This is a genomic window from Vibrio sp. 10N.261.55.F4, from assembly GCF_041470465.1.
In the GTDB taxonomy this organism is placed as follows: domain Bacteria; phylum Pseudomonadota; class Gammaproteobacteria; order Enterobacterales; family Vibrionaceae; genus Vibrio; species Vibrio crassostreae_C.
Genome location: NZ_JBFRMM010000010.1, coordinates 70,330 through 90,712, shown reverse-complemented (window position 1 = coordinate 90,712; position 20,383 = coordinate 70,330). Strand labels below are relative to the sequence as shown.

General features: G+C 43.2%; 17 protein-coding genes. 12 read left to right on the top strand and 5 right to left on the bottom strand.

Going from position 1 to position 20,383, the window contains the following annotated elements; all coding sequences use genetic code 11:
* Window positions 1-413 precede the first annotated feature (413 nt).
* The 3 genes from AB4249_RS06725 to AB4249_RS06715 all read left to right on the top strand — a co-directional run bounded on the left by AB4249_RS06725 (window position 414) and on the right by AB4249_RS06715 (window position 2,688).
* The gene (locus AB4249_RS06725) at window positions 414-542 is read left to right on the top strand and encodes a hypothetical protein (protein ID WP_017059831.1); all 129 of its coding nucleotides are present in this window, start codon (window positions 414-416) and stop codon (window positions 540-542) included.
* A gap of 205 nt (window positions 543-747) precedes the next feature.
* Window positions 748-1,359: an ACP phosphodiesterase gene (locus AB4249_RS06720; RefSeq protein ID WP_017059830.1), complete on the top strand. Its 612-nt coding sequence runs from the start codon at window positions 748-750 to the stop codon at window positions 1,357-1,359.
* A 57-nt stretch (window positions 1,360-1,416) separates the two neighbouring features.
* The gene (locus AB4249_RS06715; RefSeq protein WP_017059829.1) at window positions 1,417-2,688 is read left to right on the top strand and encodes a DEAD/DEAH box helicase; all 1,272 of its coding nucleotides are present in this window, start codon (window positions 1,417-1,419) and stop codon (window positions 2,686-2,688) included.
* A 115-nt stretch (window positions 2,689-2,803) separates the two neighbouring features.
* On the opposite strand, the gene AB4249_RS06710 is transcribed toward AB4249_RS06715, so the two are convergent.
* Window positions 2,804-3,547 carry a TetR/AcrR family transcriptional regulator gene (locus AB4249_RS06710; RefSeq protein ID WP_017064637.1) on the bottom strand — a complete coding sequence of 248 codons (744 nt, stop codon included), beginning with the start codon at window positions 3,545-3,547 and terminating at the stop codon, window positions 2,804-2,806.
* Window positions 3,548-3,697: 150 nt separating this feature from the next.
* Here AB4249_RS06710 and AB4249_RS06705 point away from each other — a divergent pair, with 150 nt between their 5' ends.
* The 3 genes from AB4249_RS06705 to AB4249_RS06695 are packed head-to-tail and all read left to right on the top strand — an operon-like array spanning window position 3,698 to window position 8,897.
* Window positions 3,698-4,786, top strand: a complete 1,089-nt coding sequence (locus AB4249_RS06705; RefSeq protein WP_372102616.1) for an efflux RND transporter periplasmic adaptor subunit — start codon at window positions 3,698-3,700, stop codon at window positions 4,784-4,786.
* Window positions 4,786-5,841: an efflux RND transporter periplasmic adaptor subunit gene (locus AB4249_RS06700; RefSeq protein WP_372102614.1), complete on the top strand. Its 1,056-nt coding sequence runs from the start codon at window positions 4,786-4,788 to the stop codon at window positions 5,839-5,841. Before AB4249_RS06705 ends, AB4249_RS06700 begins: the two co-directional genes overlap by 1 nt.
* Window positions 5,838-8,897: an efflux RND transporter permease subunit gene (locus tag AB4249_RS06695; protein WP_372102612.1), complete on the top strand. Its 3,060-nt coding sequence runs from the start codon at window positions 5,838-5,840 to the stop codon at window positions 8,895-8,897. Before AB4249_RS06700 ends, AB4249_RS06695 begins: the two co-directional genes overlap by 4 nt.
* A 180-nt stretch (window positions 8,898-9,077) precedes the next feature.
* Here AB4249_RS06695 and AB4249_RS06690 read toward each other — a convergent pair whose 3' ends face one another.
* Window positions 9,078-9,815 carry an EAL domain-containing protein gene (locus tag AB4249_RS06690; RefSeq protein ID WP_372102610.1) on the bottom strand — a complete coding sequence of 246 codons (738 nt, stop codon included), beginning with the start codon at window positions 9,813-9,815 and terminating at the stop codon, window positions 9,078-9,080.
* Between the two features lie 576 nt (window positions 9,816-10,391).
* Window positions 10,392-11,027 (bottom strand): hypothetical protein, encoded by a 636-nt coding sequence (locus tag AB4249_RS06685; protein ID WP_017069925.1) that lies wholly within the window; start codon window positions 11,025-11,027, stop codon window positions 10,392-10,394.
* A 252-nt stretch (window positions 11,028-11,279) separates the two neighbouring features.
* On the opposite strand from AB4249_RS06685, the gene AB4249_RS06680 reads away from it, so the two are divergent.
* The 3 genes from AB4249_RS06680 to AB4249_RS06670 all read left to right on the top strand — a co-directional run bounded on the left by AB4249_RS06680 (window position 11,280) and on the right by AB4249_RS06670 (window position 12,784).
* Window positions 11,280-11,525, top strand: coding sequence for a DUF2164 domain-containing protein (locus AB4249_RS06680; RefSeq protein ID WP_017059821.1), 246 nt, complete (start codon window positions 11,280-11,282; stop codon window positions 11,523-11,525).
* A gap of 153 nt (window positions 11,526-11,678) precedes the next feature.
* Window positions 11,679-12,218 (top strand): cytochrome b, encoded by a 540-nt coding sequence (locus tag AB4249_RS06675; protein ID WP_017059820.1) that lies wholly within the window; start codon window positions 11,679-11,681, stop codon window positions 12,216-12,218.
* Window positions 12,215-12,784, top strand: a complete 570-nt coding sequence (locus tag AB4249_RS06670) for a YceI family protein (protein WP_017064630.1) — start codon at window positions 12,215-12,217, stop codon at window positions 12,782-12,784. Before AB4249_RS06675 ends, AB4249_RS06670 begins: the two co-directional genes overlap by 4 nt.
* Window positions 12,785-13,058: 274 nt before the next feature.
* On the opposite strand, the gene focA is transcribed toward AB4249_RS06670, so the two are convergent.
* Window positions 13,059-14,510: a formate transporter FocA gene (gene focA, locus AB4249_RS06665; protein ID WP_017064629.1), complete on the bottom strand. Its 1,452-nt coding sequence runs from the start codon at window positions 14,508-14,510 to the stop codon at window positions 13,059-13,061.
* Window positions 14,511-14,783: 273 nt separating this feature from the next.
* On the opposite strand from focA, the gene AB4249_RS06660 reads away from it, so the two are divergent.
* Both AB4249_RS06660 and AB4249_RS06655 read left to right on the top strand, forming a co-directional pair.
* Complete coding sequence (locus AB4249_RS06660; protein ID WP_372102608.1) at window positions 14,784-15,689, top strand: LysR substrate-binding domain-containing protein; 906 nt, start codon at window positions 14,784-14,786, stop codon at window positions 15,687-15,689.
* Between the two features lie 205 nt (window positions 15,690-15,894).
* Window positions 15,895-16,389 carry a DUF1097 domain-containing protein gene (locus AB4249_RS06655; RefSeq protein WP_017059817.1) on the top strand — a complete coding sequence of 165 codons (495 nt, stop codon included), beginning with the start codon at window positions 15,895-15,897 and terminating at the stop codon, window positions 16,387-16,389.
* Window positions 16,390-16,560: 171 nt separating this feature from the next.
* Here the strand turns inward: AB4249_RS06655 and AB4249_RS06650 are convergent, their stop codons facing one another.
* Complete coding sequence (locus tag AB4249_RS06650) at window positions 16,561-18,318, bottom strand: ATP-dependent endonuclease (RefSeq protein WP_372097486.1); 1,758 nt, start codon at window positions 18,316-18,318, stop codon at window positions 16,561-16,563.
* 238 nt (window positions 18,319-18,556) lie between these two features.
* Here AB4249_RS06650 and AB4249_RS06645 point away from each other — a divergent pair, with 238 nt between their 5' ends.
* Window positions 18,557-20,296, top strand: coding sequence for a bifunctional UDP-sugar hydrolase/5'-nucleotidase (locus AB4249_RS06645; RefSeq protein ID WP_372102606.1), 1,740 nt, complete (start codon window positions 18,557-18,559; stop codon window positions 20,294-20,296).
* The last annotated feature ends 87 nt before the right edge of the window (window positions 20,297-20,383 follow it).

The window sequence follows — 20,383 nt, the reverse complement described above, 5'->3', positions numbered from 1 at the left end:
ATTGTAATTCTTCTAGCTTAAGCGCATAAACCCAAAGAATATCTCGATTTTGAAGTATTCTGATTGAGTTTAATTCCAAATGCAATTCTTATTGTAATTAAAAACATCCACTGTAAATTAATATTTACACAAAGGGGCGTGTCAGCATTCAATTGAGCAAAGCAAACGTTTGACCATGATCGGTTTCAAAATTTATAGAGTAATTTGTTGTACTTGGTGTAAGGTGGCAGTACATATGTCGTTCGCGTATACCCCTTTAGCGCAAAAAAGCGTTAATGATCGCGAGTAGCTTTAAGCTATGAATATGGAATGGGTAGAGTAGAGTGCGTTCATCAAAGTGACATAATATAAGTCCAAGATGGTGCACTAGTTAATCGGACATCATGTCCACATCAAGGAATAGAGGGGGCACAATGAGTGACCAATCTTATAACGACGAAAGTCTAGAGTTGTTAGATGCTATGGAAATTGGCATTGATTTGTCTGACTATGAGCAGACAGTGAAACAGTTAGCAGAAGAGCTTTTCAAGTCTTCGAACTAAGCTTTTAAGATCTTTAATTCAGTTTCAACTGAAACGTTTTAAAGCTAAAAGTTTTCTTAGCTAAAGCTTCTCAAAGCAAACAATTCTAAACTGAGCAAATCGTATTCGCTCACACGTCATACCAAAACTATCCTCATTAAAGTTCGCGAAGATAAACGAGTACGTTTACCATGTTACTTAGTTCTCGATACTTTAATGAGGTTCAATGAACTTTCTCGCACACCTTCACATCGCCAAGCACTGTAACAGCAACTTAGCAGGTAACCTGTTAGGTGATTTTGTTAAAGGCGACCCTAATAAACACTATTCTGATTCCCTTTCTGACGGTATTAGGCTTCATCGATTTGTTGATAGCTATACTGATCGTCATGATGTATCTCGTTCTGCAAAATCACTTTTCTCAGACCAAACACGACGCTTTGCGCCTATCGCACTCGATGTATTTTGGGATCACTGCTTAGCCAATCATTGGGATCAGTTTTCACAGCAGACATTAGAGCGTTTTTGTTTAGATAGCCATGAGCAGATCTTTGAACATCAAGAGCCACACTGGCCTGAAAATTTCGTTATGGTTCATCAGAAAATGGCTGAGCATAGATGGTTAGAGAGCTATCAAGACATGTCATCTATAGAGGTGGTGTTGCAGCGAATGGCGTTGAGAAGGCCTAAGCTCGGTATGCTCGAGGCATGTTACGATGACCTCGAACGTCACTATGATACGTTGCAGTGTCACTTTAATGAGCTTTATCCCAACGTTTTAGAGGAAGCTAAGCAGTTTAATGCGCTTCAAATGAAGAAAAATCAAAAGGAAAGGTAAACAGCGTAATGCAGGTTTGCTACAATCCGCGCCTATTTAATCTTTGAGCATCATACTATGTCTGAATCTACAAAATCTTTTAACCAACTAGGATTATCTGAGCATCTTCTTGCCACGTTGTCTGAGCTTAATTTTACGGCTCCTACCAGTGTTCAAGAACAAGCAATTCCATTGGTATTAGAAGGCAAAGATGTACTGGCTGGTGCTCAAACGGGTACAGGTAAAACGGCTGCGTTTGGTTTACCGATTATTCAAAGATTAATCGAGACAAAAGACAACGTTATTCCGAACCCTAAGCTCGTTCGTGCGCTTGTATTAGTGCCAACTCGTGAATTGGCACAACAGGTTTTCGATAACTTAACTAGCTACGCAAAGGGCACCGACATTAAAGTCGTGGTGGCTTACGGCGGCGTTAGCATGAAGGTGCAAACTGATAACTTACGCGGTGGCGCAGATATTCTTGTCGCGACGCCTGGTCGTCTTATTGATCACATGTTCACTAGAAACATCATGTTGAGCCAAACGGAAGTACTGGTACTGGATGAAGCTGACCGTATGTTAGATATGGGCTTCATGCCTGACATCAAGCGTATTCTTTCTCGCATGAACGAAGTGCGTCAAACTCTGTTCTTCTCTGCAACGTTTGATAACAAAATCAAAGCGATTGCACACCGTATGATGCAGAAGCCAAGTGAAATCCAAGTTACTCCAAAAAACAGCACCGCTGAAACCGTAACACAGATGGTTTACCCGGTAGATAAGTCGCGTAAAAGTGAGCTATTAGCGTATTTGATTGGTTCAAAAAACTGGCAACAAGTGTTGGTGTTCACAAAGACTAAGCAGGGCACTGATGCTCTCGTTAAAGAGCTTAAGTTAGACGGCATTAAAGCGGCATCAATCAATGGCGATAAGAGCCAAGGTGCGCGTCAAAAAGCCCTAGACGATTTCAAGTCAGGCAAAGTTCGTGCGTTGATCGCAACCGACGTGGCAGCTCGTGGTATTGATATTCAGCAGCTAGAACAAGTTGTGAACTATGACATGCCATTTAAAGCAGAAGATTATGTTCACCGCATCGGACGTACTGGCCGTGCGGGTAACAGCGGCTTAGCGATCTCTTTGATGAGTCAGGATGAAGCTTACCTATTGGGTGATATTGAGCGATTACTTGATACTCGCTTGCCTCAAGAGTGGCTAGAGGGCTTTGAACCAAGCCTTGAAAAAGATCTAGCGCCCGATCGTGGTGGTCGCAGCAAAAGCCGTTCATCAGAAAAACGTAAGATGAAAGCGAAGCTTAAGATTCACCAAAACCGCGGTAAAGCACGTCGCTAATAAGCTGTACAAAGCTCCAGTTTAAAGATCTATACATATAAAAACGCGCCGTTACAGTGACTTCTGTAACGGCGCGTTTTTGTATCTTATAAGCTCATAATGGTTATGAACCCGATTAAGCTTTATGTTCCTGGTTACACTTCCATTCACATGGCACTTCATAAATCAGCTCTTCAATCGAGGTTGGATTTAGAGCCCACTCTTCATCAATATTGAACTTGCTGACCATCTGCGTGTTGAAAAGCTGCCAATGCTTAAGTAGGGCGTCTTCGGGTGAGGTGACCATATCACCTTCATTCCAAGTGCTTTCCATAAAGGGAGTGAGGCATACAGCGCCGTTTGCGTACATGATCATTTGCCATTTAACTTCGTAAATGTTGATCATTTTGTCTGGGTTAGCTGCATTGTACTCAGCGGCAAGCCCGTTAATCTCTTTTTCAACATCGCCGACATTGTCGATGAAGTAATCAACTAGGTTGTCTTCTTGGCGAACAGAGTCTGAAATAAGCTGCATTGGCCTACGTGAGTGAATCATGTTGGTGAACAGACGCATGCTAAACAGGTAGATAGCGATATTTGGCGCAACATCTTTTGGCAGCTCTTCCATAATCTTACTGATGTAAGACTGAAAATAATCGTGTAAACAATCACTTATTGCATGCCAAATCTTTTCTTTGCTACCAAAGTGGTGGCGAATAAGGCTATGCGAGACGCCTGCCTTTTCACTGATGTTTCGCAGTGATACACGATCGTAGCCAAAGTCACAGAACATGTCTGCGGCAACGCTCATGATCAAAAAACGCGTCTCTTCAGCGTCTTTTGCACTTCTTCTACCTTGCTTCTTTTCGGTCATCTTCATTTCACATAATTACCTGATTACAACATTCTACACTGTTTTTACTGAAATAAAAAATACTGCACAAGTGGAAAGTAAAGCTTGAGAATTATTTAATATTAAATATACTGCCCACCTGTGTAATAAATCATAATAATTAAACGGAGAGGCATCATGCAGTTCAATTTGTCTATCAATGCCATATCGAGCAAGCGCATGGGAGCTGTTATTGCAGCACTATTGCTCGCAGGCTCTCTAACTGGATGTGACAAAGTTCAGTCAGAGGAAAATGTGCAGGTAATCAAGCCAGTCAAGCTGTTCGAAATCCCACAACAGACTGATATTTATCTCGATAGCTTCATTGCAAAGGTTGATGCAACCGACCGTGCGGCACTTTCTTTCCAAGTGGGTGGAGATATAGAAACCTTCGATGTTCGTATGGGACAAGAAGTGAAGAAAGGTCAGGTGTTAGCCGTATTAGACGCGACGGATTACCGTATTGCCGTTGACGCAGCCCAAGCTAAATTTGATCTGGCGAACAGCCAATACAAACAATCTTCTGAGTTGTATGCGAAAAAACTGGTCAGTACCGATTACTACGACCAAGCCGTAAACACCTTTACTGCCGCTGAAGTTGAGTTGGACCAAGCAAAAACAAACCTTGGCTACACTACCTTAGTTGCTCCATTCGATGGCGTGGTATCGATGGTGTTTGGAAAGCAATATCAATTGATCGCAGAAAAGCAGCCTGTACTGAATATTTTGAATCACAGTGAAATGGATGTGACGTTTTCAATTCCAGTATCAAAGCTTGAAGACCGTTCTATTCAAGACCTAACGAGCTCAAACATGTGGGTTGTGATGGACAGCCACCGCGGCATTCGTATCCCGACTCGCTTTAAAGAAATCTCAACGCAACCAGATGAAGATACCAACAGCTACCAAGCGGTTGTGTCTATCGAAAAGCCAGAAGGCATCAATCTACTTTCTGGTATGACAGCGCAAGTTGAAGTTCAGAAAAGTAAATCTGACTACGGCATTGGTATTGTGGATTCAGCTTGGTTAAACAAAGACGTAGGCCATGGTGAACTATGGCGTTATAACCCTGACTCTCAACTGATTTCTAAAGTACAAGTCCTTCTTGATGAGCAAGGCAAGGTTATCGACGGATTGTCGTCTGGTGACCTTATCGTTGAAGCGGGTGTGGATGTGTTATCAGACGGACAACAAGTAAAAGCTTGGCTTCGTGAGGGCGGTATTTAATGAACCTTTCAAAATTATCAGTTGTTGTCGCGTCGGTTCTGTTACTTCAAGCCTGTAACAATGAAGCTGTACACCGTGAACAACCACCTTTGTTGGTTTCTACCTTTGAAGTTGGCGCACCGCTTACTAATCAGTTCAGAAGTTTTAATGGACAGGTGATGCCAGCTGAATTGACTCCCTTGGCATTTAAGCTAGCAGGCGAGATTCAACAAGTATTAGTAGAAGCGGGCGACAATGTCGAAAAAGGGCAGTTATTAGCCACCTTAGATAACGCAACGTACGTCCAAGATCTGACTGATGCTCAATCTCAATTCAAACTGGCGAGCAAACAGTTGGCCCGTGGTACTGAGATGTTTGGCAGCGAAATGTTATCGCAATCAGAACACGACCAACTGACGGCTAACTACAAGCTCGCATCGGCGAATTTGGCGGCGGCGAAACGCAAGCTAGGTTACACAGAACTTTTAGCGCCATTTCCTGGGACAGTTTCTACGGTGGACAAGCAACGTTTCGAAAACACGACACCGGGTGAAACACTATTGAGCGTGTACCAGAACGATAAGGTGTATGTACGAATTCAAGTATCAGATTCGATCTTGGCATCGATAAGTCCAGACATGCGTTCAAATAGCTATCGTCCTGAGGCGACCTTTGGCGGTCACACTGGCCAATATCCACTGACGTATTTGGAGCACACCAGTGAATTGCACCCGCAATCGCGTACTTACGAATTTTGGATGCAGATGCAACAACCTAAAAACGAAATCCTGCCGGGCACCAGCGTTACGGTGAACGTGGATATGGCGAAAGCCGGCTTGAGCGATGTTCAAGGCTACCAATTACCAATGACAACTTTAGAAGCGGGTTCTGAAGCGAATCAGTTCTATGTGTGGAAAATGGAAGACGGACAAGCATTCAAAAGCGAAGTAGAAGTCGACAAGATCAGTGGCCAAGGCGCATTAATCGCTCATGGTGTTGAGCAAGGTGATCGACTCGTAAACTCGAATCTAAGAAAACTCCGTGACGGAATCCAATTGTCAGGAAAAGCAGAATGAACATCGCAGAATATTCAATAACGAACAAAGTAATCAGCTGGCTGTTTCTAGTCATTTTGACCATTGGCGGTGTGACGTCTTTTGGTAATCTATCCCGTTTAGAAGACCCAGCTTTTACCATTAAAGATGCAATGATTATTTCAACTTACCCTGGCGCTACGTCAATGGAAGTTGAAGAAGAGCTGACTTACCCACTAGAAAAAGAGATAAGACAGCTTCCGTACATCGACAAGATTACCTCGACATCATCGAACGGTATGTCCCAAATTATGGTCAGTATGAAGATGGACTACGGTCCAGACGAGCTGCCTCAGATCTGGGATGAAATGCGCCGTAAGATCAACGATCTACAACCAACACTGCCAAGTGGTGTAAATTCCGTTCAGATCATCGATGATTTTGGTGATGTGTTTGGTGTGATGATCATGCTGACCGGTGATGGTTACGATTACGTTGAGCTCAAACAGTACGCAGATTACCTAACGCGTGAAATCGAACTGGTCGACGGTGTCGGTAAAGTAAGCATTGCAGGTGACCAACAAGAACAACTGTTTGTTGAGATGTCACTGGAACGCTTAGCCGCATTGAACCTAGATATGTCGACGGTTACGTCACTGCTAGCACAGCAAAACAGTGTGGTATCGGCAGGCGAGGTGATGCTGAATGGTCAAAGCCTTACGATCAAGCCAAACGGCACCTTAAGCACGGTTGAAGAACTAGAAAACCTGATCATTCATGGTCGCGATACAGGTAACCTGATTCGCTTGAAAGATGTCGCTGAAGTAACTCGTGGTATTCAAGAAAAGCCGGGCAATGTATTAACGTACAACGGTAAACCAGCAATCAACTTGGGTATTGCGTTCTCTTCTGGTGTAAACGTGGTTGAGATTGGTAAAGCACTGGATGCGGAACTGGATCGCCTAGAAAGCATTAAGCCAGCGGGTGTAGAACTGAATTACTTCTACAACCAAGCGCAAGAAGTAGACAAATCTGTGGCTGACTTCTTAATCAGCCTAGTTGAAGCGGTAGCCATCGTTATCATTGTATTGTTGTTCGCAATGGGCTTACGCAGTGGTTTGATCATCGGTTTGGTTCTTCTATTGACGGTATTCGGTACCTTCATCCTGATGGATTACAACGATGTTGAACTGCACCGCATCTCTCTGGGGGCACTGATCATCGCGCTGGGTATGCTGGTGGATAATGCGATTGTTGTCGTTGAAGGTATTTTGGTGGGCTTGAAGAAAGGCAAAACCAAGCTTCAAGCAGCGAAAGACATCGTCAAGCAAACACAATGGCCACTGTTAGGTGCGACCATTATCGCTATCACAGCGTTTGCACCGATTGGTTTGTCGAAGGATGCGACAGGAGAATTCATGGGTTCACTGTTTTGGGTACTGTGTTTCTCACTGTTTTTGAGTTGGGTAACTGCACTAACACTAACGCCATTCCTTGCCGAGATGTTGCTTAAAGAAGAAGACAAGGTTGATGAGAACGAAGACCCATACAAAGGCATCCTGTTTGTGGTATTCGGTGCGTGTCTGAAAGTAGCACTTCGATTTAGATGGCTTACTGTAGTTAGTATGGTCGCTCTATTAGCAGTTTCTGTCGTCGGTTTTGGTATGGTGAAGCAGCAGTTCTTCCCGCCGTCAAATACCCCAATGTTTTACGTAGACATGTGGATGCCAGAAGGCACCGATGTTCGTGAAACGATCAAGCAGACAGAAAAAGTTGAAAGCTACATTCGCCAGCAAGACGACGTGGAGTTTGTAACGACAACGGTTGGGCAGGGCATGCAACGTTTCGCACTGACTTACCAACCAGAGAAAAGCTACGAAGCGTACGCCCAGTTACAAGTAAGAACCACTGACCGCGACACTATGTTTAAGGCTCTAGCGGCGCTAGACAAAGACTTAGCGAACGAATTTGAGCAACCAACGTTCCAGTTCAAGTTGATTGAGTTTGGTCCGTCACCCGCTTCAAAAATTGAAGCGCGTATTATCGGTGCCGATCCACAAGTACTGCGTAACATTGCAGTTGAAGTCGAAGACATCTTGCTTGCCGATCCAGGCTCTCGAAATGTTCGTCATGACTGGCGTGAACGCACTAAAGAACTTGTACCACTGTTCAACGAATCTAAGGCTCGTCGCCTAGGCATTTCAAAAACTGACTTGTCTGAGACATTACAAATGGCGTTTGGCGGTTACAACATCGGCCTACTGCGTGATGGTACTCATATGTTACCTATCGTGGCGCGTTTACCGGAAGAAGAGCGTTTTGATTTCGAATCGCTAAACAATGTGAAGATTTGGAGCCCATCACTACAAACTTACATCCCAGTTGAGCAAGTGATTGATGGCGTAGAGCTTCAATGGTCTGAGCCACTGATTCAGCGTCGCGACAGAAAACGTACGCTAACAGTATTGGCTGACCACGATGTTCTTGGTTATGAAACGCCAGCGAGTCTGTTTGCTCGTGTGAAACCAAAGGTAGAAGCATTAGATTTACCAGAAGGCTACAGCATTAGCTGGGGTGGTGAGTACGAAAGCTCTAAAGATGCGCAAGAATCTCTGTTTGGTTCACTGCCAATGGGTTATTTGCTGATGTTTATCATCACGATGCTTCTGTTTAACTCGGTTCGTAAGCCGCTTGTGATTTGGTTTACGGTTCCACTCTCTATCATTGGTGTTTCAATTGGTCTGTTAGGTACCAATATGCCATTCAGCTTCACAGCGTTCCTTGGCTTATTGAGTCTAAGCGGCATGATTTTGAAGAACGGCATTGTACTGCTTGACCAGATCAACAGTGAGCTATCAACAGGTAAAGACCCATATTTAGCGGTTGTCGACAGTGCGATTAGTCGTGTACGACCGGTATCTATGGCAGCACTGACGACTATCTTGGGGATGATTCCCTTGGTATTCGATGCATTTTTCGGCTCAATGGCGATTACCATCATGGCAGGCTTAGGCTTTGCTACCGTACTAACGCTAATAGTAGTACCAGTGATGTTCGCTATTCTATATAGAATCAAACCGTCCACTGCGGGTTATTAGGGATTGATATAAAACAGATTCTTTTAAGCCAGCCCAGTCAATTTTGACTGGGCTTTTTTATGCGTGTTGTCCCGTCCTGAAATGTGTTGACACGTGAGAGCGGTAAGAGGGTACGAATAGGCAAGCATTAAAAAATCCGCTACTCAATGGGCAAGCGGCTTTAAGAACAATAGGGCGATTCTAAATTGCTAGCCGTATGTCTAACTCAATCGGCTTTGGCATGGCTAAGTGATAACCTTGATACATATCGAAGCCTAAATTTTGCATCGCTGCGAGTTGTTGTTGGGTTTCAATACCTTCAATCACTGTCTTTGCGCCAATTTGGTTTGCAAGATCAAGTACTAACTCCATTTCTCGAGTGTCGCCTTGTTCAAAGTCCAACATAACCGAGCGGTCTATCTTGATGATATGAGGGTTAATGTGACGAACGCGTTGTTCGGTTGATGCTTGTGTTCCAAAATCATCGACCGCTATTTGAAAGCCATTATCCGCAAGAGAAAGAGCGGCATCTTTCAAACGCTCTTCACTTTCTGCGTTCAACTCTACCAACTCCATCACTATCTGTTCGCATGAAAGGTTAAGCTCGTGAAGGCGTTTAGCTAACAAGCTATCGCTGACCTTTTCTGCAGCAAACAACTCACCAACGTTTGGAAGAACGTTCAAAAATAGATGTAAATGACGGATTGTCGATTGTGCGAAGTTACGGATATGAATCGCTCGACTCAACCTCTCTACATTGATTTTGTCTGTGCTTGAGGTTTCGTCGGAATGGAAGAAGTGATCAGGACGAACAATATCACCTTTGTTATTTGAAATGCGCACCAAAGCCTCAACACCTATTTGAGTCATAGAAGAATCAAATATAGGTTGGTAGACACTTCTAAGTGTTAGGTCTTGATATTTCGCAATAAACTGCATATCAGCATCTACGGATATACAGCTAATAAATTCACTTCTGTCTGATAAAATCATAGTCGCTAATAAAGAGGGCTTATTCAATGGCGGACGTACATGTCGCGCCTGTCACAATATTGACAGGTGTAAGTAAATTGTCAATTAATAAAAACTCATTTGTAGAGTCAATATTTAAATTAATATAACTAACGAAAAATCAGCATGATAAATGACATTAACCATTAAATTTACTTATCATTGACTGTGTTTGATAGTTTAAGTGAATCTAATGGCTAAGTAACGTCTCACATATTAACCCCAACCAATATAAGGCTAGAACGCTGATACACCAGAGAAAAATAGGGTTAATGGCTTAAATTATGGGGGAGTGTCAAAGTTATAAAATAGATTGACTAAGCGAGTTACACAGAAATGATATCTATCTCTCAAAATCGAGACTGTGAGTCGATCGGCTATTAATAATTAAAACAGGAAGTTCGAATAATTAATGAACAGGGAATGAGTTATCTTTTATAAAATACTGGGATGAAGGTCTAACAATTTACTTTCAATATTGAATGAAAAAGTTGACCCGTATTCTTACTGCCATTGAAGTACTGCGTAAAGTTGCAGGTATTTACGAACCAGTTGTTGATTTCCTGACCGCTTTAAAGGGTGTCCAAATTTAATGAAGCAAGGGCTGATTTTAAAATTATTATTTAAGTCAGTAGCGAATTGAGAATCACTCTCTCTTAGCGTGATACCTTGTTGGCTATATTCCGTGATCTCGTCTGGGAGTTCACCCATCCACCAATGCAATAATTCACCACTGTTTTTACTTCGGCTAATCCAATGGTCGGAGACAATGATCAAAACGTCATTGGGTTGAATGGAAAATCCATACTCTTGTTGCCAATTATGGATGTCCAACATTAACTTTCTACGACAGGTTTTCCCGGCGCTCACCATATGATGACTGATCATCCAAACGGTACCAATTTCGGAAGATATTCGGAAGTGTCGAGGCGTTTCGCCAGAAGAAAGCATTTCAAGTGGGCTGATGTTGCTTGCATGATTAAAGCTAACGAAGGTGTGCTCCATTCGGCGAGCAAATGCCTTTCCTATATGGTGCTCACTGATCCCTTGATTGTGCACCGTAGGGTAGTGGCGTTCACAGAGCTTTAGGCAATCGTCTTGAAATTGATTAACGCTTTTAATCACTAGATCTAATAACAATGAAGTCCCTTATACACAGCTACTATCTTATTGATGGGCAATAGTACGGTAATTGCGGTTCCGTTACCTATCGTCAAAGTGCGAGTTCTTGATCTCTCTATCAAAATTAACCATTGCTGAGTGATTTTATGGATAGCACTGGCGCTCTACAGGTCTGTATTCTAAATTATGAGGAATTCTAGCTAGTTACCTCGACTATAGTCTAGTCAGCAAATCACAATTGATCTACTTACTCTTTATTTGGAAACATTCATGACCATTCAATTAGATTCGAAACAAAAGTCTGAGCTTACTCATACGCTCCAAAAGTACCTGCAGGATGAACTCGATGTGGAGCTTGGTCAGTTCGACACAGAATTCTTGGTCGATTTCATAAGTAAAAAGTTTGGGGCGGTTTACTACAACAAAGGGATAGAAGACGCTCAAAAAGTCATGGAACGTAAAATGTTAGATATCTCAGATGAGCTTTACGAGATCGAACAAATCGTTGAAATCTAACGTTTAGCCCAAACTTGTTCAAATAATTTGAATAACTCGTTTAATTTGAAATGATGTAACTATTGTAAAGCTTGGTAAATAATATGTTACACAAACTTAGTGTAGGGTACGCTTTTCAAAACTACACGATTCGTTAACATTCGGAAGAGATGCATGGACAACAACGTTAGAAATTACAACCCTTTAGCTAGAGCGATGCATTGGATTTCAGCTCTCGCAGTATTTGGCTTATTTGGTGTAGGCCTGTGGATGGTTGATCTTTCATATTACAGCGAGTGGTACAAAACAGCGCCAGACTATCACCGCTCGGTAGGCATTCTTTTGGCTACTGTTACTGTTATCCGCTTGGTTTGGAAACTAGTTACCGCGTCACCTAAAGTAGAAGGTAAAAGCTATGAAGTTGCAGCAGCGAAGATCGCTCACGGCTTTATGTACATTAACTTAGCGGTTTTATTTATTTCAGGTTATTTGATTTCAACATCAGATGGCCGCGGGATCGACGTATTCAATTGGTTCACTGTACCAAGTATGGGTGAACTGTTTGCAAACCAATCTGATCTCGCAGGAACGATTCACTACTATGCTGCATGGGTACTGATCATTATGGCATCAGTGCACGCCTTAGCGGCGATAAAACACCACGTTATCGACAAAGACGATACGCTACGAAAAATGATAGGAGCTTCAAAATGAAAAAGTCAATTATCGCTACAGGATTAGCATTTGCTATGGCAATGCCTTTCGCTGCGAACGCCGCTGATTACGTGATTGATACAAAAGGTGCGCATGCTTCAGTTAACTTTAAAGTTAGCCACCTAGGTTATAGCTTCATCCAAGGCCGTTTTAACACATTCTCAGGTGATTTCTCATTTGATGAAAGCAACGTTGAAGCATCAAAAGTAAACGTAACTATTGATACAACAAGCCTTGATTCAAACCACGCAGAGCGTGACAAGCACATCCGTAGCTCTGACTTCATTGATGCAGGTAAATTCTCTGACGCTACTTTCAACAGCACAAAAGTGGTTGATAAAGGCAACGGCAAACTTGAAGTAATGGGTGACCTTAAGCTTCACGGCGTAACTAAGCCAATCGTTATCGAAGCTGAATTCATCGGTGCTGGTCAAGACCCTTGGGGCGGTGAGCGTGCTGGTTTCGTGGGTACAACTCGTCTAGAACTTGCTGACTTCAACATTCCAGTAATGGGCGCTTCAAGCTATGTAGACATGGAACTACACGTTGAAGGCGTAAAAAAGTAATCTAGCTTTCTAGCTCTCTGACAGGTATCAACATTATTTAGAAATATCAAAAGTTTGGTCGATACTAAATAGGTCAGCAGTTAGAAATAGAGAAAGGCGCAAAGTTTTCACTTTGCGCCTTTTTTATTGAGATAAATGGCAACGCGTTTAGGTCTGTTTTGTGTCAAACCGTTTAGTACGTTAAAAGCCACCATTTGCCTCTAGCCAGTCAACGTTGCCATGACTGAGTTATCTAATTGAACTACTAATCCCTAATAGTTCAACTTACGATTAGTTAAGCTGTTTCTAGTTCAGCTTGAGGAACCACGTTTAGTCGGTCACCGTAGATTGGACGCAGTGCTTGCATCACTTCAATGCGAGTCAACACACCCACCATCACGCCATTTTCTAACACTGGAAGCATATGTGGTTGGCTTACTTTCATCGCTTTTGCACGCTCTTCTAGAGAAAGAGATGTCAAGCGAGTTGCGAAGCCCATGCTTGTCGTCGGGTACAGTTGCTCTTTGTCGATGCATAGGAACTCAGCAACGTCTACTAGCTTGTCGTTTGCATCGATTGCCACAACGTCACGGCTCATTAGGTCTACGACTTTTTGGCCTTTAGTTGGGATGTAATCTTGGCACCAAAGGTCAACCATTACGTCATGAACAGAGAAGATACCCACTAGACGGCCTTCAACATCACAAACAGGAGCGCTAACAAGTTGCGCGTCTAAAAGTGTATCAATCGCGACTGATGTTGGCATTTCAACGCTCAATGTAATTGGTTGAGTGTTCATGATTTGCTTGATAGTAGTTGCTGTGTTCATAGTAATTTCCTTAACTGACGTAATTTCTGTTGTTTGTGTAATAGCGGTAATTTTTGCTGCTTTAAGTTGTGGGCGACGGTAGATACTCCAGTTGGCTAAGCCGACCAATACTGAACCACCTACGATGTTGCCGATTGTCACTGGTATTAAGTTTGCTGTGACAAATTGCATGACGTTTAAGTCTGCGTACTGCGCTGGTGTTGCACCGATTTGCATCCAGAAGCTTTCCGGGGCGAATGTTTGAATCGTGATGCCTAGAGGAACCATGAACATATTCGCCACACAGTGTTCAAAGCCTGAGCTTACGAACATTGCAACGGGTAACACGGTCATCATTGCTTTGGTCATTGCGTTAGCAGAGCTGAACGTTAACCAAATCGCTAAACACACCAACAAGTTACAAAGCACACCCAAAGCAAACGCTTGAACTGGGCTGTGGTGCAGCTTGTGTTGAGCAATGTTTAGAGCGTTTAAGCCCCATTGGCCGCCATCCAGTTGATATAAGCCTGCTGCGCTTACCAAAGCCAATAGGAACATGGCACCGATAAAGTTGCCGACATACACTTTGCCCCAGATAGACAGCATCTTAGTGAAGGTGATTTGCTTGTTAGCCCATGAGATGCTGGATAACACTGAGCTGGTAAATAACTCACCACCGCAAATCACAATCAAGATCAAACCCATACTGAATGCAAGACCGCCGGCTAAGCGACTCAATCCCCATCCAGCATCAGCGCTGCCCGTGGTTACCGTGATGTAGAACAAAAAAGCAAGCCCGATGAATGCGCCAGCCATGATTGCCAAACTCAATGTCATGCTGCTGGTTTTATTTGCTTTACTTAATGCAAACTTCTCTGCTTCCGCCATCATTTCTGTTGGTGAGAACAGTTGATGATTTTCAGAAGTGCTGGTTGCCATATCCCCCCCTTGAACAATCCGTCATGTGTAATTCCTAGTGTTAATGACTTGGTTAATCCGTAATGGTTAATCAGTAATGTTTTGCAGGGCTCGTTGTGTCCTGCCATTCCAGATTAGGGCGTTGATGGGTAGAGGTAAAATTGATAATTTTTAGAAACCACATCAAATTTATTGATATAGATTGGGTTACGCGTAGAATGAAATTGATTGCTCATTGGCTTTATAAAAAACGAGCATCAGGACACAAATAATTAAAAGCATTAAGGATGAATTTTGCGTTATTCATTAAAGCAACTCGCGGTATTTGATGCAGTAGCAGACTCCGGGAGCGTTAGTCAGGCAGCAGACAAATTGGCGTTGACTCAGTCAGCAACAAGTATGTCTCTTGCACAGTTGGAAAAAATGCTCGGCAGGCCTTTGTTTGAAAGGCAGGGCAAGCAAATGGCCCTGACTCATTGGGGCATGTGGTTAAGACCAAAAGCGAAGCGTTTACTGCAAGATGCGCAGCAAATTGAGATGGGTTTTTACGAGCAGCATTTGTTGAGTGGCGAACTCAAATTAGGTGCTAGCCAAACTCCAGCGGAACACCTCGTTCCGGATCTCATCAGTATTATTGATAACGACTTTCCTGAGATGCGAATCTCGCTTGGCGTGCAAAGTACCGACGCAGTCATTGATGGTGTATTAGATTATCAATATGACTTGGGTGTTATCGAAGGTCGTTGTGATGACAACCGAGTTCACCAAGAAGTGTGGTGTACCGACCATTTAACGGTGGTTGCATCGGCTCATCACCCGTTTGCGAAGCGTGAACGAGTCAGCTTGGCACAATTAGAACAAGCAAAGTGGGTATTACGCGAACATGGTTCGGGTACTCGCAAAGTTTTTGATAGCTCTATTCACCATTTAATTGGCGATCTCGATGTATGGCGAGAGTATGAACACGTTCCTGTTTTAAGAAGTTTGGTTGCAAACGGCCCATATTTAACGTGTTTACCTTATCTAGATGTCGAACAGTTTGTTGAGTCAGGTCAACTTGTGACGTTGAATGTTTCTGAGCTTGAAATGGAAAGAACCTTGTCCTTTATTTGGCGTGCTGACATGGCAGAGAACCCACTTGCTGAATGTATCAAGCGTGAAGGTAAGCGCATGATGAAAGGCAAACGGTCGGCTCTTTAGCCGCTATTCAACACCAATGCTAATAACTAAATGTGTTGAATAAGCGATTCCGGTCTCTATCTAGTGATAAATGAACAACTTCATACATTATTAATGTGATCGTGATCGGCTAAATAAGGGCTATCTTCCCATAGTATGCTTACTTGATTTTAAGTGAGGCTAAATCCGGTTGCGTTCAATTACGTAATTAGGCTTTAGAAATAGTATGAGTACATTAGTCGCGATTTCATTAACAACAGGTATTTTGTCAGGTCTATGGGGATGGATTGCTATCTCTTTCGGCTTATTGTCATGGGCAGGTTTCTTAGGTTGCACCAGTTACTTTGCTTCGCCAACAGGCGGCGTTAAAGGACTTGCAGGTAGCCTATTGACCAACATGACTGGCGTATTCTGGGCAATGGTGATTATCGAAAGCTCAACCTTCGCAGGGTTAGAGATTTTAGGCTACATGATTACTGCTATTGTGGCTTTCTTTATGTGTATTCAAGCGAAACAAGCGTGGCTAGGTTATATCCCAGGCACCTTCATTGGTTGCTGTGCGACGTTTGCTGCAGGTGGTGATTGGCAACTTGTAGTGCCATCTTTACTGCTTGGTGGTGTATTTGGATACTTGATGAAAGCAACGGGGCTATGGCTTCACGAGAAATCGACTCAATCTTCGGAAGTTGTTGAACAACACGCTAAACAGGCAAAGGCTTAATTCGTTAACCTAACCTTAGTTAGTCACTGTGAACTCTTGCAAGATAACCCCCAATTAATTTGTATATCGATTTATACAGGCACACCGTTTGGTGTGCCTTTTTTGGTTGAGGCGACTAGCTAAATATTTCATCAGTAGAGCAACTGATAGCATCTATAAAACAAATTATGTTTAGGTATTTCCATTCGCCATGGTGATCACGCGTTTTAATGTCCACCTTAATAAAAGCGGAATGCATTCTTGTCCTTGATTCTCGCAATGAGAAACAATGGCGAGTGCAAGGTCGGGTTTTGCATGTTTCTTCAATACCTTGGCAACCACTTTCTTTGGAGGGATAGGGTGATCGTATGGAATCTTAACCATGTCACGGAAAAAGCTCTCAAATCCATTCATATATAGGTAATGCTCGATATCTTTATCTGGCAGTTCCGTGAGTCGATGTCTTTCCTGATCATTACCAAGCTTCGATAGCACCGTTGCTGCGTATTTTTTACCCGCCGCATCGCCGTCAGTTACCACATGCCAATCGATGCCAAACTCTTGCGCGACCTTAATCAGTGCCTTAAGTCCTGATTGGGCGAACTCAATAATCTGCACACCTTCTGCTGCTAGGTTATAGCCACATTGGTTGGCAAGTTCATTGAACAACCAAACCTCGGTTTCACCTTCTACTAATAGCCAACAGCGAGCAAATAGTGCCCCAGAGCGGTGGAAGCGGATATGAAAACCAATTCGTCGAAGTTCATCCTTACTGAAATGGTTCATGTTGAGTTGATTGGCGATGGTTTTGTCTGACTGACGAACCAAGCGACGAATCGATTGAAGTGGGACCGCCGCAAGTAGGTCGCCACTGTTGGTGGTCAGGATTTTCTGCATGGGCAATTTCTGCATCAAGCTCCAAGCCCTTGCCAAGTGTGTTGGGTGCAGTCGACCCTCTGGATCTTCAAGGATCAAAAGAGGGCGCGCACATCGCCTTAAGTCGTTTGGCCCTTTAGCTTGTAGATAAGCGTTAAGTAACCCCATGAATAATAAGCGAGTTTGTTTGTTCTTGGTCTCTTCGACAAGTTGATGAATACTCTGATCATTGGCACCCGCAGAATAAAGCAATCCGTCTCGCTGTTTTCTAGGGTTACGACGAGAAGTACTTTTGAAAGAAAAATAGTGCTCAATCAGACTTTGCATCGACTCTAGGCTACTGCGCATTTCACCTTTATTAACATGTCCGGGTATCGCCATAAGACGGCGGCAGGTGTTGTCTATTCGTTTTTCTATTCTTGCTTGTCGACCATTACCGTTATTGGCGCCGTTTCCATTTGTTGTGCCATTGCTCGTGTGATGGTTCCCGTTCCCGTTCCCGTTTGAATTTGCATTAGTTGCGTGAACATTAGTCGGCAGGTGAGCATTGTGGTTAAGGGACTTGCCGTTGAAAGGACGATCAAAGTGCCTTGCATCACGCAAACGGATAACGGGATGTAAGGTCATTAATTCTTGAGCAAGCTTTTCTGAATGATGAAGCTTGAGCGGATTACCGTCCAAACCAAGAAATGCATAGTGTGTTGTTGTCTCATACTGTTCTAACGTCGCGCTGATGCGATAGTAGATGCGAAATACGCCAAATTCATCTTGAACCCAAATAGGTTTGAGTTTGCGATAACGACCTGCGTTAAGTTCGCTCTTATCGTTAGCTTTTAAAGCGAGAACAATTTGAAGATGTTGAGACTGCGGGTGTGAAACAGAGTAATCGACATGAAAATCGGTCATTTCAAAGTGATATGGCACACCGTCTGAGGGCAGAATGACGGAAAGGGCATCCAATAATGAAGACTTACCCCAAGTATTTTCACCAATAAGCGTGGTTAGCTCGTCAAACGCGAGTGACATGCGCTTGATACCTCGAAAGCCAGAAATCTCGATTCTTTCTAGTTGCATAGGCTTACTCCTAACGGAAGGCTCTGCTAATTATTTGAAAGCTAACAGATATCTTTAATCATAATCGAAAAATCCAAATCCGGTATGCTCACCTGTCACAAAACCCGTTGTTTATTAATACGGTGCAAAATGAGATTTTTGATCTATCTCGAGTATTTTTTTGCAGTGCAGTTTCATAAAATTCACGATTCTGTCATGATTCTCGACCTAGTATGAAGGGACAAAGAGAGAAGAAAATATGACTAAAAAGAATAAGCCGACAAAAATAGTGTTGGCACACATCAACGACACCCACTCATACTTTGAACCAACCTCGTTACAGCTATCACTTAAAATGAACAACCACATCATTGAACCTTATGTCAGTGCTGGTGGCTTTGCTCGAATTTCAACACGCTTCAAACAAATAGAACAAGATGCCCAGCGTCAGAAGGTTGGAACCTTGTTCTTGCACGCTGGTGACTGCTTCCAGGGCACGTTGTACTTTTCCTTATTCAAGGGAAAAGCCAATGCCGATTTGTTGAATGCCCTTAATATAGATGCCATGACGCTCGGTAATCACGAGTTAGACATGGGTAATGAGCCCGTTGCGATTTTCGCGAAAAGAATCAAATTCCCGCTGTTGGCCGGTAACTGGAATCTATCGAATGAGGATATCAATAAAACTCATACGCTAGCGGACAACGACATTGTTAAGCCTTATCTGCCTGAAACACGAAGTGCTTCTTTTATAACGAAAGAGTTTGATGGCGAGAAGGTCGCAATATTCGGCTTAAGCATCGACAAGATGGCAGGCATCGCTAACCCAGATATCGATACACCGTTTGAAAATGCTTTGGAAACAGCAAAAGGGACCATTGAGCAAATCCATCAAGCAGGTATCAACAAGATTGTGTTACTTAGCCATCTTGGTTACGAAGCTGATTTAGAGTTAGCAGCCAACGTAACAGGTATTGGTGTCATCGTTGGTGGTCATAGTCATCGCTTACAAGGTGATTTCTCTGATATCGGCTTAGTTAAAGATGATGAATACGGTGTGAAAATTGGCGATACCTATGTTGTGCAAGCGGGTTTCCACGCCATGAGCTTAGGACACTGCGAAATCGAGTTCGATTCTCAAGGCAAAGTGACGCACTTCAATGGTAAAAACGAACTGTTATTAGGCCGTCGACTCTTTATAGACGCGAAACTGAGTGAAGTAGGGCAAGACGATGCCCACGATATGGCGTGTGAGTTTTTAAACAATCACCCTAATATTGCAGTGTGTAAGAAAGATCCTGAGCTGCAGAGCATTCTGACGGATAAATACCAGCCGCGAGTTCGAAAGCTTCAGCAACAAGTGATTGCTCATGCAGACACTAAACTTCGCCATGTACGTATTCCAGATGCTAAAGGCCCGAGTCAACTAGCCCCCTTGGTTGCTCAATCATTTCACCATCTAATGAACAAGAAAGGGCATCAGGTTGACTTTGCCATTCACAACGCCGGTGGTGTAAGAAATTCACTGAACAGCGGCGATGTCTCTGTTGCCGATATTGCCGGAAAACTACTACCGTTTGCCGTACCTATTGGTGTGTATGAAGTAAAAGGTGAAACGATCGCTGGCATGCTTGAAGGTGCAATCAATAACGCGATTGATAATGGTGTCGTGGGCACAGGTTCAGGTAGCTTTCCTTATACACATAATTTGAGGTTTTGTTACCACAAAGAAGCGCCTATAGGACACAGGATTCACCATCTAGAAATTCACTCTGATGATTCAGGTTGGCAAGCTGTTTCTCGCAACCGTATTTACCGGGGCGCGTCGTCAGCCTATACAATGAAAGGCAAAGAGGGCTATAACGCTGTGTTGGATATGATCGGTGATGGCACGGTCACCACTGACTCTATGGCAGACTGCTTCATCGAGTTTCTGCAAGACCACCCAGAGTCGCTTCACCTCAATGAACCGTTGAATTGCATGGAGTGTTTTAGATAACTAAAGCTGATACTGATATTTAACACTATTACTTTGGGTTATTTATAAAATTGGCATTGTTTATGCTTTATCTCTGCAGGTCGCCTT